Source organism: Pedobacter sp. A2324, from assembly GCF_059693705.1.
The window spans coordinates 298310-315603 of the sequence record NZ_JCASSK010000007.1; the positions used below are offsets into that span (position 1 = coordinate 298310).

At 40.4% G+C, this 17294-nt stretch carries 14 protein-coding genes and 1 riboswitch; of the genes, 8 read left to right on the top strand and 6 right to left on the bottom strand.

The window, feature by feature from the left end; genetic code table 11:
• Nucleotides 1-111: 111 nt before the first annotated feature.
• Entirely contained in the window at nt 112-474 is a 363-nt protein-coding gene (locus tag AC570I_RS20520; RefSeq protein ID WP_047801086.1) for a response regulator, read from the top strand.
• A gap of 93 nt (nt 475-567) precedes the next feature.
• Here the strand turns inward: AC570I_RS20520 and AC570I_RS20525 are convergent, their stop codons facing one another.
• Nucleotides 568-852, bottom strand: a complete 285-nt coding sequence (locus AC570I_RS20525; protein ID WP_497407001.1) for a hypothetical protein — start codon at nt 850-852, stop codon at nt 568-570.
• A gap of 116 nt (nt 853-968) precedes the next feature.
• On the opposite strand from AC570I_RS20525, the gene AC570I_RS20530 reads away from it, so the two are divergent.
• Nucleotides 969-2039: a S41 family peptidase gene (locus tag AC570I_RS20530; protein WP_497407002.1), complete on the top strand. Its 1071-nt coding sequence runs from the start codon at nt 969-971 to the stop codon at nt 2037-2039.
• 247 nt (nt 2040-2286) lie between these two features.
• Here the strand turns inward: AC570I_RS20530 and AC570I_RS20535 are convergent, their stop codons facing one another.
• Nucleotides 2287-2673 carry a hypothetical protein gene (locus AC570I_RS20535; protein ID WP_316801538.1) on the bottom strand — a complete coding sequence of 129 codons (387 nt, stop codon included), beginning with the start codon at nt 2671-2673 and terminating at the stop codon, nt 2287-2289.
• A gap of 233 nt (nt 2674-2906) precedes the next feature.
• On the opposite strand from AC570I_RS20535, the gene AC570I_RS20540 reads away from it, so the two are divergent.
• Nucleotides 2907-3089, top strand: a complete 183-nt coding sequence (locus tag AC570I_RS20540; RefSeq protein WP_497407003.1) for a hypothetical protein — start codon at nt 2907-2909, stop codon at nt 3087-3089.
• Here the strand turns inward: AC570I_RS20540 and AC570I_RS20545 are convergent.
• A complete protein-coding gene (locus tag AC570I_RS20545) occupies nt 3086-3535 on the bottom strand; it encodes a hotdog family protein (protein ID WP_047801091.1) in 450 nt (149 codons plus the stop codon). The two genes, AC570I_RS20540 and AC570I_RS20545, sit on opposite strands and share 4 nt — an antisense overlap.
• A gap of 206 nt (nt 3536-3741) precedes the next feature.
• On the bottom strand, nt 3742-4203 hold the full coding sequence (locus AC570I_RS20550) for an Lrp/AsnC family transcriptional regulator (RefSeq protein WP_047801092.1): 462 nt from the start codon (nt 4201-4203) through the stop codon (nt 3742-3744).
• A 175-nt stretch (nt 4204-4378) separates the two neighbouring features.
• A riboswitch (cobalamin riboswitch) is annotated at nt 4379-4564 on the top strand.
• Nucleotides 4565-4736: 172 nt separating this feature from the next.
• Here AC570I_RS20550 and metE point away from each other — a divergent pair.
• Nucleotides 4737-7043: a 5-methyltetrahydropteroyltriglutamate--homocysteine S-methyltransferase gene (gene metE / locus AC570I_RS20555; protein WP_497407004.1), complete on the top strand. Its 2307-nt coding sequence runs from the start codon at nt 4737-4739 to the stop codon at nt 7041-7043.
• A 55-nt stretch (nt 7044-7098) separates the two neighbouring features.
• Here the strand turns inward: metE and AC570I_RS20560 are convergent, their stop codons facing one another.
• Nucleotides 7099-7467: a response regulator transcription factor gene (locus AC570I_RS20560; protein ID WP_497407005.1), complete on the bottom strand. Its 369-nt coding sequence runs from the start codon at nt 7465-7467 to the stop codon at nt 7099-7101.
• 241 nt (nt 7468-7708) lie between these two features.
• Here AC570I_RS20560 and AC570I_RS20565 point away from each other — a divergent pair, with 241 nt between their 5' ends.
• Nucleotides 7709-7990, top strand: a complete 282-nt coding sequence (locus AC570I_RS20565; RefSeq protein WP_047801095.1) for a hypothetical protein — start codon at nt 7709-7711, stop codon at nt 7988-7990.
• A gap of 118 nt (nt 7991-8108) precedes the next feature.
• On the opposite strand, the gene AC570I_RS20570 is transcribed toward AC570I_RS20565, so the two are convergent.
• A complete protein-coding gene (locus tag AC570I_RS20570; protein ID WP_497407006.1) occupies nt 8109-8780 on the bottom strand; it encodes an RNA polymerase sigma factor in 672 nt (223 codons plus the stop codon).
• Nucleotides 8781-9049: 269 nt separating this feature from the next.
• Here AC570I_RS20570 and AC570I_RS20575 point away from each other — a divergent pair, with 269 nt between their 5' ends.
• From AC570I_RS20575 to AC570I_RS20585, 3 genes are all read left to right on the top strand, one after another.
• Nucleotides 9050-9436 carry a response regulator transcription factor gene (locus AC570I_RS20575; RefSeq protein ID WP_497407007.1) on the top strand — a complete coding sequence of 129 codons (387 nt, stop codon included), beginning with the start codon at nt 9050-9052 and terminating at the stop codon, nt 9434-9436.
• Between the two features lie 119 nt (nt 9437-9555).
• Nucleotides 9556-10749, top strand: coding sequence for a GAF domain-containing sensor histidine kinase (locus AC570I_RS20580; RefSeq protein WP_497407008.1), 1194 nt, complete (start codon nt 9556-9558; stop codon nt 10747-10749).
• A gap of 469 nt (nt 10750-11218) precedes the next feature.
• A partial coding sequence (locus AC570I_RS20585) for a beta strand repeat-containing protein (RefSeq protein WP_497407009.1) occupies nt 11219-17294 on the top strand: 6076 nt, incomplete at its 3' end.

Below are 17294 nucleotides of genomic sequence, written 5' to 3' on the forward strand. Positions count from 1 at the left end.
GTTTCAGCAAAAAATTAATTGCATCTTCTAAACAATTCGCAGGTAGATCATGTTGAATAAATATGGGCCAGTTGATCTTAAAAAGGGTTTTGGTTATAGAGGAGGAATAAAATGAAAAAGAAAATATGTGTGCTGGAAGATGATCACGCTATCCGCGACGTTTTAAATATTTTATTATCAGAAGAAGATTACGAGGTGAGCATGTTTTCGTGCATTAAAGACCTGATGAGGGCGCGCCACCATTATACGCCGGATCTATACCTGCTTGATGTCCGTTTGCCTGATGGAAATGGAATAGATCTTTGCAGAAAAATTAACAATGATAAGCATACACACGATATACCAGTGGTGATGATGAGCGCTAACGTAAGCTCGCGCGAAATTGGGATTGGTTGTAAAGCGAAAGCTTTTGTAGAGAAACCGTTTGATTTGGATCATGTAATCGACAGCGTGGAATTTGCCATGCGCAAATAACGATAGGAATCAAATACTATTTCCAGTTTTTAGAACCAGAAGAATGTAATCATCTGGTGCCTGACGGAAGGCTACTTGCAGCGAATGATATCGCTAATTGGGCATTGAACTGGAATCAGGTTTTAAAACGATAGAATGACTATGATTCGGGCCAAGGATAAAAATAATCCTTAGTTCGGCGTATAAAGCTACGGAAGCTTTCGCCAGGGCTTGTCTGGCAAATTGTATCATCGCAGGCTCATCGCGAAAACTCAATGCTTTAGGAATATCAAATGCGATAATATTTGGTTTACCTATTTTAATGCTGATGTCAAGATCATTCAACACATTTTCCAGCTTTCCGGCTGCACGCACAAGATCGTTTAAATTTAGTACCATAACATAAATCTTAACTGGAGAAACACTTTTGAGGCATTTTAGTTTGCGGTCGCGGAAAAATATGCAACCAAAGTCAAACAAATTTCGTCTACCTTCAAAATTACTTATATTTTGAAATGAAAAACATCCTTACCTTAATTCTGCTATTGATTTTTTCTCTGGGTGCTTCAGCTCAGTCTGTTAGTGCGAAGAATGAAGAGTCAATCGTCGAAACATCAGGTCGCTCCGTTAAGGATAGCATCGATACTTTTTATAAAGAACTTTTTAAGGCCTTAAAGATTGGCTATCTGCATCGCAAATCAGTGGACTGGAAAAGTGTGGAGCCTGAAACCTATAAGCGTTTGGCGACTTATAAAAGCTTTAAAACTTCTCTTAATGAAATTAGTAACTTGTTTGATAAGATCAATGCCACGCATTGTTTAGTGTACCGTAGGGAGGGCAAATATTCAGCAACGCATAAGGTGATTGCAAAAGACCGCTACTCCGCGCAATGGAAAAAGAAATATGATACCAGACCAGCGTTTGAGGTAAAAGTACTGCAAGGGAAGTACGGCTATATTTTAGTCCCTGGTATGGTGTTCTTCGACAATAGTGCTGAAAATATAAGTCGCATTGCGCAGCCTTTATATGAGCAGATTGCTCAAGTCAAAAACGATGATAACATTGAGGGCTGGATAGTAGATTTGCGGTTTAACACGGGGGGTAACGCAGCCCCTATGCTGCTGGCGCTGTATGACCTTCTTGGTGATCATGATATCTGGGGTGAACTTGATGTAGATAAGAGGTCAGTAAAAAAATATAAGCTAGACAAGGGCAATTACATCCAAAAATCTAAAGTTATTTCATCTGTAACTCCTAATGGTCGTTTATTAGATCAGGCGAAAGTGGCTGTCATCACCGGATTGTTCACTGGAAGTTCGGGAGAAATTACCGCGCTGGCTTTTAAAGGCAGAGCCAATACGCGTTTTATTGGTGAAAACACGGCTGGCTATACTACAGGCAACGTTTCCTGGCCTTTGCCATTTAATACCACGATGGCCCTGACTACAGGGTACGACAGCGACAGAAATGGGATTTACTATGATTACATCGTACCTGACGTGGCAGTATCAAAACAAGATAATTTTAATGATCTATCACTGGATGGCAACATCATCGAATCGATTAAATTCATAAAGGGAGAATAAGAAATATTTTATTTGCCTTAAGAATCAGTAATATACATTAAAAAGCAAGTGGTGCGAAAACAATATCAGCTGCGTATGGTTTATATGCTACCTATGAAAAAACAGGTCGAAGAACTTTGGGTAGTTCAAGATCAAAAATGGCCATCATGCGTAATGGTGGCCATTCCTAAAATGAATTTGTTTGGTTAATTATTTATATGTGAAAGGCAGTCGTGAGATAGCCTTTTTTTATTTCCAGCCATCTGGATTATCGTTGCCTGGTGATGTGTAAATTGTAGGTTTCATGTATTTGCTCATCAATTCTCATTAATTTAAGAATCACGCCAGCGGGAACGGCTTCATTCACATTCCATTTCCAAAAGATATTGTCGGGTACATGTTCAAAATTGATTACCTGATTACCCGATCGTAATTTCCAGTAATAAACTGTACTTCCAATAGGTTGCTTGTCCTCAATATAAAAGGTTTTTTTTTGCACATCCTCAAGGGTAACGTGATCGGTTTCTACAGGTGCTAATTTCATGGTTTGCTCATGTTTCCGGGCTTTAATGCCTTTGGGTACATAAAGGGAAGCGAGTAGTGATAATGGTATAACCAGAATGGCTAATGCAATTAAAAAGTGTTTAGGTTTCATTGATAAAAGGAAAATTAATTCTTCAAAATTACCAATATGGCAAGCCCTTGTAAATAGCTCAAAAAGGCTATCCTGGCAAGAATATGAAAGCTAAGGTTTTTCAGCAGTAGGGCTTATGCCGTAACTTGAAAAGCTCACATCAGCTTAAATCTGTATGTTGAGTAGTTAATGTATTTTTATTAACATCTGATTAATTTCTTCCGATTGATAAACGGGTTTTATAGCTTTGTACTATGCAGGAGCTATCTTTATCCATACAGATTGATCTTATCGAATTAAAGGCCAGATATGCCTTTATTATGGATGAATTAGGTGAGAATTTTTCTGATGAATACCTGATGCAGCACCAGGTTAAGCAGAAACTATCACAAGCGATGATTCGTGAGATGTTCCGCATCTTAGCGTATCAGACCTAATTAAAATGATATAAGAAAACCACGTTACCTGTGTAAGCAGTTACTGTTGATCCTTTAATATCGAGATCTGCCTGAATAACAACTTTAGTGATCCCGCGAAGATCGGAGATTGATATTAGCTTGGCGCGCAGCATTACCTCGTCATCAACGCGGACTTCCTGATTAAATTTGAAATTCTCTATCCCGTAGTTTACCTCCATTTTAACATCCCTGATGTCTGCTATTTGTTTCCACAAATAAGGGATCAGCGATAACGTCAGATACCCAGGTACAAATTCAGAATCAACTGGTGCTTGTTCTTTAGCTTTACCGTTGTCACTTGTGTAATTATCCGTTGCATCAGCAAACCTGTTGGTTTGTTGCTGGTTTATTTTGTGCCATTTGGATTGCCCAATTTGGATTCCTAAATAAGACTTGTATTCTTCAAAACTACTAATAATCACCATTACCTTTATAATATAATATCAATACAATCTGGACGTAGTCTCAAAGTTTAAATATCTCCGCTGAACATTCCCATCTGAATAAAAAGCTAATATATCATAATAATGGTTACCAAGTTTTATTTTTGCCAATTGACGAATGAAATTACCTCGTTTAGATAACTTTCTATCGCTAAAAGTTCAAGCTGAGACTCAGTAGATAAGTAAGTTTAAAAACTAATGTTGTGTGTATTTTTAATTTCGGCCATAGCAAAAGTACTGTGTGTGCTGCCTATACTTTCAACAGAACCAAGTTTATTGAACACAAAGTCCTGATAGTGTTTCATGTCTTTGGCATAAACCTTTAGAATAAAGTCGTAGTCTCCCGAGACATTATAGCATTCCACCACCTCATCAATATTCATAATATCTTCTACAAAGCGGTTACCAATTTTCTTGTCGTGTTGCTTCAGCTTAATGTTGCAGAATACGATGAATCCCTGATTGAATTTCCCCGCATCCAGAATGGCAATATATTTTTTGATATATCCGGCGGTTTCGAGTCGTCTAATCCTTTCGAAAACTGGAGAAGGTGATAGATTTACCTTTTCTGCAAGTTCCTTATTGGTGTGTTTTGAATTGTTTGCGAGGGTCTTTAACAACAGCAAGTCGGTTTCATCAAGTTCAGTCATCAGAATAATTTTCTTTAATGGCGTTGAATATAATTTATTAAAAGTTTAATTTGCTTTAAATATAGTTAAAAATAGACAATATAACTGAACTTTACATTTTTAAAAGAATAATGATCTTCAGATGTATTTTTGTTGCAGTTTAAAGCTGATTTGTAATAATTAGAGTTCTTTGCATATTTCAACAATTGAAAAAGGTTTTACTTAGCTGTAAATGAAAAGGGAATCGTGTGTAAATCACGAACTGTCGCGCAACTGTAAGTAACAAAAAGGTTTTTATCCAGGGATGTCCACTGCTCATTTGGCGGGAAGGATGATAGAAACTGTTACAAGTCAGGATACCTGCCTGTTTCGAATTGACGATGCTTTCGCGATTGAAGCTTAAAGTCAGATGAGTACTTATGATGGTAAATCCTGCTGGATGAGCCGGGCTATCGCCTGCGTCTGTGTTTTTCTTTTTTTCATTCTACGCGAAACATCCTGAGATGATGTGCGAACTTTTTACAATGATTATTTACCATTTAAAAAGTTGAAATATGTTAACACAAAATCTGGGATACCCGCGGATAGGGATCCAACGACAATTGAAAAAAGCCTGCGAGCAATACTGGGCAGGTAAAATAGACCTTAAGGAACTCAATAAGGTTGCACGTATCATTAAGGAAGAGAACTGGCAAACCCAGGTAGATGCCGGTATTGACCTTATCCCATGCAATGATTTCAGTTTTTATGATCAGGTATTGGATACGAGTTTTTTGCTGGGTGTAATCCCGCAACGTTACTCGCCTGTACTCTCGCAGGTGAAGGGCAACAATGAAATTGATCTCTATTTCGCCATGGCCCGTGGTTATCAAAAAGATGGTTTGGATATCACGGCAATGGAAATGACCAAATGGCTGGATACCAATTATCATTACATTGTGCCTGAATTTACTGCAGATCAGGAATTTCGGATATTTAATGAAAATATATTCTGTGAATACAACAGCGCAAAGCAGCAATTAGCAGAGAAAGCAAAGCCAGTATTGCTGGGGCCGGTGAGCTATCTGCTGTTGGGTAAAGAAAAAGAAACGGGTTTTGAACGGATTGACTTGATTAAAAAGCTGGTTTCGGTTTACATTGAAATAATCAACCGTCTGAAACAACAGGGAGCAGAATGGATTCAGTTGGATGAGCCCTGCCTGGCGCTCGATCTTTCAAAAAAAGACAAAGAGGCTTTTGAGTATGCATACCGGGCTATTGCTAATAGGGTAAGCGGGGTAAAATTACTAGTCGCTACTTATTTTGAGGCACTGTTGGATAATACAGCATTGGCCGTAAACCTTCCAATATCAGCCTTGCACATCGATCTTGTGAGGGCTCCTGACCAGCTGGACGATGTGCTGGCACTGATTCCTGAAAAATTACAACTTTCCTTAGGGGTAGTAGACGGGCGTAACGTTTGGAAGAATAACTATGAAAAGTCGCTTTCTCTTGTTGCTAAGGCAGTAGCATTGTTGGGCGAAGACCGAGTAATGATTGCCCCATCCTGTTCATTGCTTCATAGTCCGATTGATCTTGAACTTGAAACTGCTATTGATCCGGAAATAAAAAACTGGATGGCTTTTGCACGCCAAAAATTAACTGAGGTGAGTGAAATCCGTCAAATTGCTGAAGGAAATGCTGATTTGCTCAAAGCCAACCAGTTAGCAATTGAAAACCGCCGCAGCTCTCAGAAAGTACATAAACAAGTAGTGAAGGATCGTATTGCCGGAATCACAGATGCAGACTCAACCCGTAAAAGTATTTTTGCAATACGTCAGCAATTGCATCATGAGCGGTTCAAGTTTCCGGCGTTCCCTACAACAACAATAGGGTCATTTCCACAAACAGATGATATACGCCAGATGCGTGCCAGATACAAAAAAGGCGATCTGACCCTTGCGCAGTATGAAGAGGCTATAGAACATGCAACAATAGCGGCTATACGCTGGCAGGAAGAAATTGGACTGGATGTGCTGGTACATGGAGAGTTCGAGCGTAACGACATGGTGGAATATTTTGGCGAGCAGCTGGATGGATTTTTGTTTACAAAGAATGGCTGGGTGCAGAGTTATGGAAGCCGCTGCGTAAAACCGCCGGTAATTTATGGCGATGTGAGCCGCCCGAAAGACATGACGGTACGCTGGAGTAAATTTGCTGCTGCTCAAACTGCAAAGCCGATGAAAGGCATGCTTACGGGCCCGGTAACCATTTTACAATGGTCATTCGTACGTGATGATCAGGGAAGGGATATTACAACCAATCAAATAGCCTTTGCCATCCGGGATGAAGTTCTGGCATTGGAAAAAGCTGGGATTGGTATCATTCAGATTGATGAGGCTGCCATACGTGAAGGCTTACCCTTAAGAAAGTCCAAACACGCCAAATATCTTGAATGGGCGGTGAACGCATTTCGGATTTCGGCAAGCGGGGTGGGGGATGACACACAAATTCACACGCATATGTGCTACAGCGAATTCAATAACATTATTCAGCATATTGCAGCTATGGATGCGGATGTGATTACAATTGAAACTTCGCGCTCGCAGATGGAACTTCTCGAGGCCTTTGCAGATTTTGACTACCCTAACGAAATCGGCCCGGGAGTGTATGATATTCATTCGCCACGAGTTCCTGGTGCCGAAGAGATGGCTTTATTGCTTACAAAAGCAGCAAGCCTGCTTCCTGCACAACACCTTTGGGTAAATCCAGACTGCGGTTTGAAAACCCGTAAATGGCCAGAGACAAAAGCCGCGTTAATAAATCTCGTAGCTGCTGCAAAACTGGCTCGAGAGCAGATCAGTTTAGAAAACCTGGCTTAAAATACAGCGCATCCCGGATTGCCCGGGATGCGCTTACCAGATTAACTAATTTTTATTACGATAAGTCTCCGATCAGGTTGTTAATGGTAAGGCTCAAATTTTTCATGTCGATTGGTTTTCCAAGTATCGCGTCCGCTTCACAATCAATTTCTCCGATTTTTTCAAAATCAAGCGAGGTAAGCAGCACAATTGGAATATGATGATAAGACAAATCAGCTTTAATTTTATTACACAGACTGCGTCCATCTCCACCTTTGAGGTTAATATCGAGTATGAAAAGGTTAGGTTTAAAGCTATGTAAATTTGGATAAATGTCATCAATAGTCATAATTGACTTAACCATGCACCCATCTGCTGTTAATGCATCCTTAATTGCTTTCATTGCATCCCGGTCATCATCAATGATCATTACTTTTTTTTCCATAATACATCTTCCACTATCAACATTACCTCTTGTTATATGATTTCGACGGCTATTGATCAGAACTACTGGTATATAGACAATAATGCTGCCAGTTAATGAGATATAATCTCATTACTTTGATAATGTTTAAAGAATAAGTCACTTATCTGGCATTCAGCGCTGCCAGTTGTTAAATGATCTTTATGAAACATTTGTATGTAGTGTGTGTTATTTAGAAAGGGGTAACTTAATTCGATAACAGATGAATAGTAATGACCTTGAAACAGAGCTTAGAAAACAGGTTTGCGTGAAGTACGGAATGCAAAAGCTGGACGCTCAGGATTGCTTACATGTCTCGGAGCAAATTTTTAGAGAAACTAAAAATTATGTATCTCAAACAAATCTGAAACGTTTCTTTAAATTGGATCAGCCCGAACACCAGAACTCTCAATTTGTGTTAAATAGCCTGGCCCAATTTTTAGGCTTTGTTGATATCAAGGATTTTAGCTCGTCACTTGTAAGCCCCGATGAAGATGTGAACTGATTTCTGAACCAAAAACCGTTTGATTGCGTTTCTATCCAAAGCATTTTGCTTAATTTCCCTGTTTTGAAACAATACGTGCACAAACAAATTTCTGAAAGCCGGCATTACCAACGCTTTCTTAAAAGAAATGATGTGAAGCAACAGCGCGTTGTGGAACTATATCCTGCTGTAGAGAAAATGAACCAGAAGATTTTTGCTCATTATTAAACGATTTTCTAAGCAGCAGTATTGCTGCACGCAATGATGTTTTAAGACTGCCAAGCGGTATGTTTAGTTTCTCGGCAGCTTCAGAGTGGGAGTACCCCTGATAATAAACCAAGTCGATAATCAGCTGTTGTTTATGAGGTAATGCTGTGGTTATCTTTTTAATTCCTATACCATCTGTGTATATTGAATAAAAGAAGCTTGTATTTAGCTGTGCCATGGATTCATCCAGATCAACGTGCTGAGTTTCCTGTTTAGTCGATTTTTTTCTGATGTGATCAATTGCCGTATTGCGGGCAATATTTAGCATCCAGGTAAAAAGCCGGGATTTGTTTTCATCGTAACTGGCGATGTTTCTCGATATTTTTAAAAAGGATTCCTGAAGCAAATCTTCTGCGGTTTCATGTTGCTTAACAATGAGTGTAATCACACCAAGCAAGTTGGCAGCATACATTTTGTATAACTTTTTAAAAGCCCCACGATCTTTCTGCTGAAGTTGTGAAACGAGTACCTGCTCTTGCCTTTCAGCTCCGCTATTGTTCGCTTTAGCGTTATTAGATGGTGTGGCGAGTATAAATCCAATCATGAGGCGACTTGTTATATAGCGTTGAACAGGTTTTTTTAGAAATAGTTTCATTTACTCTTAATCGCTCTGTTTTAGAGCTTTTAGTGTTATTTAACGTCTTTTAGTTAGCATTTCTCTTGTTTCTGGTTAGCAGCAACCTGCTTTAGGCTTGAATTTTCATGGGACCATTCATGTTTTATCAATCTTAAGTGCTATAATATCAGATAAATAAAACTTATTTGGCGAATGCCTGTTGGGTATGTACTCCGGATAAGGAAAAAGGGAAAAAGATGAAACAGAATGTTGATAAAAAGAAAATATGTATACTTGAGGATGATGATGATATCAGAGAAATTATCACATTTTTATTAGAGACAGAAAACTATGAGGTTTGTAGTTTCGCTACCGTTAGCGCATTTATGAAAGGAGCACCTGAATCGCATGCAGATGCTTTTGTCCTTGATGTAATGCTTCCTGATGGTAATGGTATCGACGTATGTAAAATTTTAAAAGCTGACCGGTCAACTTGTGCTATTCCTGTGTTGATGATGAGCGCGAATTACTCCCGCGTAGATGTATTGCATGATTGTGCTGCCCAGGATTTTATCTCCAAGCCTTTTGATATTGGTGATTTTGTACACCGTGTAGATAATCAGGCATTTGGTCATATAGCCTAGCCGCCCCTTAAAAGTAACAATCATTATATAAAGCCGAGATTGCTTCGTGCTGGTTTGGATATGCAATTCAATTTGCTATCTTTGATTTAGAGGACTTCAATCCTTTAAACTTAGTCGGTATGAAACGCATCAGTAAAGCGGATATTCAACTTGATATCGAGTCCGTTGCAAAAATTCCCATAATCGCTAACATTTTGGACGTAGTTTGTAAAACCACAGGCATGGGGTTTTCGGCCATTGCCAGGGTAACTGATGAACAGTGGATTGCCTATGCTACAAACGATCTCATAGGTTTTGGTTTAGAGCCCGGCGGAGAGCTTAAGCTGGAAACTACTATTTGCCACGAAATCAGTGAACACAAAAAAGCTGTAGCCATTGATCACGTAAGTGAAGATGAGAAATGGCGTGACCACCATACACCCCGCATCTATGGTTTACAGAGCTATATTTCTGTCCCTATAACATTAAAAAATGGTGAATATTTCGGCACACTATGTGCCATTGATCCTAACCCAGCTAATGTAAACAACCAGCATACCATTGATACTTTCAACTTGTTTGCGGAATTGATTTCATTTCATCTTAGTGCCATTGACGACTTATCAGTTGCGACAGAACGAAGCCGCAGACAGGAGGAAGAAGGAGAAATCCGGGAACAGTTTATTGCCATGCTGGGACACGATCTTCGTAACCCTGTAAATGCCATTTCTAATGCTGTGCAGCTTCAATTAAGGAGTAATCTCGACGAAAGAAATTTGAAATTAGCCAAGATTATTCAGGATGCTACTATGAGGACCCGCGGGCTTATTGATAATATTCTTGATTTCGCGAGTGGTAGACTTGGCGGTGGAATCAAATTAAATTTTGAAAATACAGACAGCCTGGAAAATACGCTGAAGGAAGTCATTTCCGAATTTACTGTAGCCATTCCAGATATGGTTATTGATCTTCATCTGTCTCTTTCAAAACCCGTGAAAGCAGATCACAAGCGCCTGGCACAGCTGTTCTCCAACCTAATGGGGAATGCTATTACACATGGAGAGAAGGGCAAACCCATCAGCATAACGGCGAAAACTGATGACCAGGGGCTGGAACTTTGTGTAATCAATTCAGGACAAGCGATCGATGAATTAACTCAGCAGCATTTGTTTAAGCCTTTTTCGAGGGGTAGCATCAAGCAAGGGCAGGAGGGACTGGGTTTAGGATTATTTATTTCCAGTGAAATCGCAAAAGCTCATGGTGGTACAATAAGTGTCCAGTCATCTGATGCAACAACCTGCTTTACGGTAATCTTTCCAGCCATTAAAGATTAATACATCGATAGAAATAGTTTTTCAAATTATTCTGAAACTCCACTTTTTAACATGCTGAGCAGCATATGCCAAGTATTTAGGCTGAAACTTGAATGTCTTGAATTTGATATAGCTAATGGTTGTATTAAAACAATTGATTATAATCAATTATCTGCCGTGTTTGGCTTTCCAAAAAATCGCCATTCCAATTAAAATAACCCAGCATTTGATTTAAGTCAACTCAATAGTAAAACATTATGTATTACTAATAATACAAAATCAAATAATCGTCAGCTGAAGTTTTCTAACCATTAAATATCTTTGGGAAAATAAGTGTGATATCCGATTGGTGAAACAGAATTTCACTAATAAATTTCATCATTTTAAAACCATAGGTTTTGAGATTACGTAAGTTATCGAAAAACCAAACATTAGCTAGAATAACAATTGCCACAACCCTATTGTTGCAGACTGTCTTATCGTCCCGTTTATGAATAAAGCTCTACTCTTTTCGCGTGGTTTCGCGCGAATATTTAATCGTAGTCACAAGTATTTAACGAAGAAATTTGTTGGATATTTTCTCCGTACTCTTCTTTTTGCTTTTTTGCCTCTTATTGCCAACTTCAATCAGGCTTTTGCTGATGGAAGTAAGGATTTGTACCCTAGTGGGGTTGCTGGTAATAGAGCATTCCTCTATAGTAACTTGAATACTGGATATAGTCCTGATTCGTGGCCATTTAAAACTAGCGGAACACATTTTGTTTATGCTCAGGCAGGTGAAGTTATTGCATTGGCATCGAGTGCCCAGGGGTATGCGAATGGTACGATAAGGTTGTTTAGTCCAGATGGCTCGATTGCTGTTACATCTGGAACTTCGGCAACAGTGGGGCGTATTTCTAACAGGACAGCAGAACTTGCAGGACCATATAACGGTAGCGGGGCACAAGGTAACCGCTATACTCCATATAACTATACTGTGCCAGCGGGACAAACGGGAGTTTGGCGGGTGGAATTCGTAGCTCCGGCATTAGATACCTACAATAACACAACCAATGCAGGAACAGCAACCGTGGCTGCCAATGCAAACTGGACCCAACAAACTGCTGGCACAGATGATGCGAATGGTATTTCGATGATTGCAGCATGGGACGTTTCCGTTCGTTCAGGTACTACTTTTATAGCGGGACGCGTGTATACGAATGTTCTTAATATGCGTATAAATGCTGACTTTAACGCTAGCCAAGGTTTTTATGGCAAAGTCTTTGTACTTACCAGGGATGGGTATGCATATCAGGTTGGAAACAATGGGCAAATGGGAGTTGGTTTTACTTTTTTCGCCAATAATAAAGGTTTTACAACATTAGCGAATGGCGCAGGTGATCCAACATTTAGAAGTGTTAATACGTCTACTGGACTGAACGTTAAAGATCCACGCTCTGGCGATGACGAAACAAACGGTATTTTTACGCACAAAATTTTCTATTTAGCACCAGCCACTGATTTGCCGGCTACTTCTGCCGTGAACGGTCTATCAACTACCTGGCTCAGAACAAATACATTATCGCCATCAGCGACGGGTGTCACGTTTAAAGGGATTGAAGGCTCCTCGAATAATATAAGCTCGAAAGGGGCCAATATTACTTTTAATTCCAATGTAACAGGAACGTATAGGATAACTATTCCAGGAGGTGGAAGCTTCAATGATCGGGTATTAGTTGGTATTTCTAAATCAGGTTCAAATACGGTTTATTGGGATGGAAAGGCAGGATTATCAACCGCTGATCCCTATACTCCGGGAGCTGCTGTCTCTCCTGGCACAACAGTATCAAGTGTACGAGTGCAACTATTTGGCGCCGAAGTGCATTTTCCATACATAGACGTGGAGAATAATGTGAATGGGATCGTTGTTGAGCAATTGCAATATAATGCAGGAGCTTATTCTTTATATAGTCCAACTCGTGATATCGTTTACTGGGATGATACAGGTGTCGTGAGTTCTGGTAATGCGCCCAACCAAAATTATCCTTTGACATCAAGTGGAGTTTCGAGTAATAGCAATGGTCATAAATGGGGGGCTAATACAAATGACGTTAACACAGGAAACGCACAGTGGGGAAATAACAAGGCAATTGATACTTACTCTTTCGTAGCCGGTTCCGAGAGTACAACTGCCGTAAATGTAACAATTTCCCAAGCTGACTTGAGGGTTAGAAGTATTACTCCATCTGTCACGAGTGCAAAAGTAGGTAGTACGATTACATATACAGTTATACTCGACAACTTAAACAGTTCTACCAGTGTTAGTGATGTTAGTGGTGCCGTATTTGATCTAGAGTATCCTTCTGGATTTGTGGTGAGCTCTGTTTCTGCTCCAGCTGCAAGTGGGACGGCAAGCCAGAATAGTAGTACAATTACTGCCACGAAATTTTCTGCCAATGTAAATATGAACTCTGGGTCAAGTTTGACTTATACTATTACCGGAACTGTTGGAGGAGCTTTAAGTAATACAACTGTTGCTGCTCGGGCTACTATCCTCAGATCTGCTGATATTTCAGATCCTGATGCAACCGATGAGAGTACCAGTACTTTCTCTGGTAATGCGGATACGGAGTGTAACGGGTTACCTTCAGGCACTGGCTGTAATAACATTTTGACGTCTAGCGGCGTTACTGTTCCTCCTTCAGTGAGTATTGTAGCTACTACGCCTAATGCTACAGAGCCATCAACAAATGGTCAATTCACATTTACACTTAGCAGTGCTATTCCTGGCGCTACTACCGTTAACTATTCCATTGGCGGCAGCGCTACAAATGGAGCAGACTATACGAATAACGGGGTAAATTATAGCGGTTCGATTGTTATACCAGCTAATACATCAAGTATTACTTTGCCTGTAACGGTTGTTAATGACATTTTGGTTGAGGGAAATGAAACAGTAATTTTAAGCATAACGAGCGTAAGCAATCCAACTACAACCAGCGTTACTACAGCATTTAATGCTTCTGATAGGACAGCTACAGTTAACATTGCAGATGACGATGTGGATTTGGGTGTAATTAAAACAGTGAGCAATAGTACACCTCTCATTGGTGATGTGATCACATTTACGATTACTGCATCCAACTCTGGAGCTAACAATGCAACCGGCGTCACAGTTACTGATATTGTACGTAATGGCTACAGTTCTGTTACTTCTAATCCGAGCGTTGGTACGTATACCGGGGGTGTTTGGAGCATTGGTACTTTGAATGCTAATACTTCTGCTACATTAACTATTACGGCAACCGTTGGTAACGTCGGTGGAATGACCAACTATGCTGCTATTGCTGCAGGTACAGGTCAGGTAGATCAAACTCCGCTAAACAACCGGGCTGTCAGAGACATTAGTCCGAGGGTGAGTGCGAATTGTACTACAAATTTGTTCAGTGGAACTCCTCCGGGGTTTGATACTACCACAGGAATCAACACAACCAATGGTAATAATATTCAGCCCGGACCAACTTATGATGGTTGGGCCATTACCGGAACTACTACTAATCCTTTCAATATAATAAGGGTTGATGGAACTGGTTATGCCCCGGGACCAGATAACGCACACAATGGTAATCAATATTTAGATATCAATACCGCTGGTGAAACAATCTATAGAACATTTACCCTAGTCAGACCAGCTGTTGTTTCTTATTCAGGTTGGTTCAGTAGTAGAACACCTACTACAGCCTATACGAATTGGGTAGGGAGTGTGGATATTAGAAATGATGATAGTGGTAGTACCGCGATTGCGGGCGCAACAGGGACAACCTCAACTACAGTAGCTTTTACCAGCGCGACTGATCTGGAAACCTGGTTCTTTGTGAGTGGAAGAACAAGTGTTTTGCCCGCTGGAACCTATCGTTACAGAGCAAATATAGGCAATGACGGGCATTTTGATGATGCCTTTGCCTGTGCTTACGAAGTACCAACCGTTGATTTAACCCAGACATCTGCCATTGTAAATGAAAATGTAGGTAATGCTACTTACACGGTAACGTTGAATGGTACAGCTGGAACAGTATTGGAAAATGCAGTAACCGTGAATGTGGGAACCACAGCCGGCACTGCAATAGCCACTTCAGATTATGGTACACCATCTGTGACTTCGATTACTTTCCCTGCCGGTACAGCAGTAGGAACGGCAGCGGGAACAGTAAACTTTACTATCCCGATTGTAGATGATGCAGTTTCTGAACCAACTGAAGCATTCAATGTTGGTATTTCAGGTTTATCAGGCTCAGCTGCTTTAGGTAATGCATCTGTTACCACTACTATTTACGATAATGATGTGAGGGCGACCATTGCAGGCACTACAAATGGTAACGAAACCGGTCCGGTTCAAGGTGTTTTCACTGTTTCATTAAGCAATGCTTCTCCTAATCCAACTACTTTAACTTATACCCTTGGTGGTACAGCTACTGAGGGCAGTGATTATACAACTATAGCTACTAAAACTGTTACGATTGCAGCAGGATCTACTTCAGCAATTTTCAATATCCCAACGATCGATGATGCAATTCTGGAAGGAACTGAGAACGTAATTGCAACTTTAACCAATTCGAGCAATGCATTAGTAACGGTAAATACTACTCCTGCAAGCATCAATATACTGGATAATGACGCAGCAAGCATCAGCATTGGCAATGTTACAATTAATGAATCAGCCGGAACAGCAACTTTTGTAGTGACGTTAACTGGTTCAGTTCAGAATTCATTCTCTGCAACATACAATACTGCAAATGGATCAGCTACTTCTTCATCAGATTATACAGCTGTAACCAACGGAACGGTAACTTTCCCTGCCGGTTCTTTAAGTGGTGCTACACAAAATATTACGATTAATATTACGAATGATGCTGTTTCAGAACCTACTGAAACTTTCACAGTTGTTTTGAGTGCACCAACACAAGGTGTAACGATTTCAAATGCTACTGGTACAGGTACCATTTATGATGATGATGTTACTGCTACAATTACTGGTACAACAGCCGGAAATGAAACTGGTTCTGTTGCCGGTGTTTTCACGGTAACGTTAAGCCATGCTTCACCAAACCCGACTAACATCACCTATACACTTGGTGGTTCGGCTACAGAAGGTAGCGATTATACAGCTATTAACACCAAATCGGTAACAATTGCTGCGGGAAGCACAACAGCAACAATTAATATTGCTACGATTGATGATGCGATTGTTGAGGGAACCGAAACAGTTACTGCTACATTAGGTACTTCAAGCAATGCACTTGTTACGCCAAACACTACCGCTGCTTCGATCAATATTCTTGATAACGATACGGCTACGATTACCGTAACGACTACAGATGCTTCAGAGCCTGGAACTAATGGTTCATTTGTATTTACAATGAGCAAGGCGAGCAGCACTGATACACAGATTACCTATACTGTTGGCGGTACAGCTACCAACGGTATAGATTACAGCACGATTACTACTACAGCTACCATATTAGCTGGTAATACTTCAGTTACTATTCCTGTTACTGTGATTAATGATCAGATTGTTGAAGGAACGGAGACTGTTGTATTAACATTTAACTCAGCTACCAATAATACACTAATTACAGTTACGCCGGCTTCGGCTACAGTAAACATTGCAGATGATGATGCCATGAGTGTGGTATTGAGCGGAGCAAGTTCAATTACTGAAGGCAATACCGGAACCAAAACGGTTACCTATACAGCTACTTTAACCGGTACAGCAGGTACAACGATTAAAAATCAATCTACTGTTACTGCCGCAGTAACAGCGGGTACCGCAACTGCTGGTACCGATTATACTTATACACCTGTAAACAGTAGTGTATTAACATTCTCTGCGGGATCTGCAGTTGGTGCAACCGCAACTTTCACAGTAACAATCAACGGTGACCTTACCGTTGAGCCAGATGAAACCTATACAGCAGCAATCACTACGCCAACAGGCAATGTTACTTTGGGTACACCAGCAAGCGTTACCACCACCATTACAAACGATGATTCAGCTACAATCACTGTAGCGACTACAGATGGTACTGAAGGTGGAGGCAACGGTTCATTCGTATTTACGCTGAGTGCACCTGCCAGTACCGATACCCAGATTACCTATACCATTGGTGGTACTGCTACCAATGGTACAGATTATAGCACCATTACCACTACAGCTACAATTTTAGCTGGACAAACAAGCATCACCGTTCCGATCACGGTAACCAATGACCTGATTGTTGAAGGTAATGAGACGATTATTTTAAGTTCATTTACAACCAACAACCCTTCAGTTACGGTTACCCCTGCAACTGCTACAGTTAACATCATCGATAACGATGTGATGACTGTGGTATTGAGCGGAGCGAGTTCAGTAACAGAAGGAAACTCAGGTACTAAGACAGTTACTTACACAGCTACATTAGCTGGCCCGGCAGGTACCACAATCCGTGATGCTTCAACCGTAACACCGGTTGTTACAGCGGGCAGTGCTACAGCTGGAAGCGATTATACATTTACTGCTCCAGCCGGAGGTGTGTTAACTTTCCCTG

Bases quoted from the DNA above. Each gene is read 5' to 3' on its own strand.
- AC570I_RS20520 (WP_047801086.1), top strand. From the start codon at position 112: ATGAAAAAGAAAATATGTGTGCTGGAAGATGATCACGCTATCCGCGAC.
- AC570I_RS20525 (WP_497407001.1), bottom strand. From the start codon at position 852: ATGGTACTAAATTTAAACGATCTTGTGCGTGCAGCCGGAAAGCTGGAA.
- AC570I_RS20530 (WP_497407002.1), top strand. From the start codon at position 969: ATGAAAAACATCCTTACCTTAATTCTGCTATTGATTTTTTCTCTGGGT.
- AC570I_RS20535 (WP_316801538.1), bottom strand. From the start codon at position 2,673: ATGAAACCTAAACACTTTTTAATTGCATTAGCCATTCTGGTTATACCA.
- AC570I_RS20540 (WP_497407003.1), top strand. From the start codon at position 2,907: ATGCAGGAGCTATCTTTATCCATACAGATTGATCTTATCGAATTAAAG.
- AC570I_RS20545 (WP_047801091.1), bottom strand. From the start codon at position 3,535: ATGGTGATTATTAGTAGTTTTGAAGAATACAAGTCTTATTTAGGAATC.
- AC570I_RS20550 (WP_047801092.1), bottom strand. From the start codon at position 4,203: ATGACTGAACTTGATGAAACCGACTTGCTGTTGTTAAAGACCCTCGCA.
- metE (WP_497407004.1), top strand. From the start codon at position 4,737: ATGTTAACACAAAATCTGGGATACCCGCGGATAGGGATCCAACGACAA.
- AC570I_RS20560 (WP_497407005.1), bottom strand. From the start codon at position 7,467: ATGGAAAAAAAAGTAATGATCATTGATGATGACCGGGATGCAATGAAA.
- AC570I_RS20565 (WP_047801095.1), top strand. From the start codon at position 7,709: ATGAATAGTAATGACCTTGAAACAGAGCTTAGAAAACAGGTTTGCGTG.
- AC570I_RS20570 (WP_497407006.1), bottom strand. From the start codon at position 8,780: ATGATTGGATTTATACTCGCCACACCATCTAATAACGCTAAAGCGAAC.
- AC570I_RS20575 (WP_497407007.1), top strand. From the start codon at position 9,050: ATGAAACAGAATGTTGATAAAAAGAAAATATGTATACTTGAGGATGAT.
- AC570I_RS20580 (WP_497407008.1), top strand. From the start codon at position 9,556: ATGAAACGCATCAGTAAAGCGGATATTCAACTTGATATCGAGTCCGTT.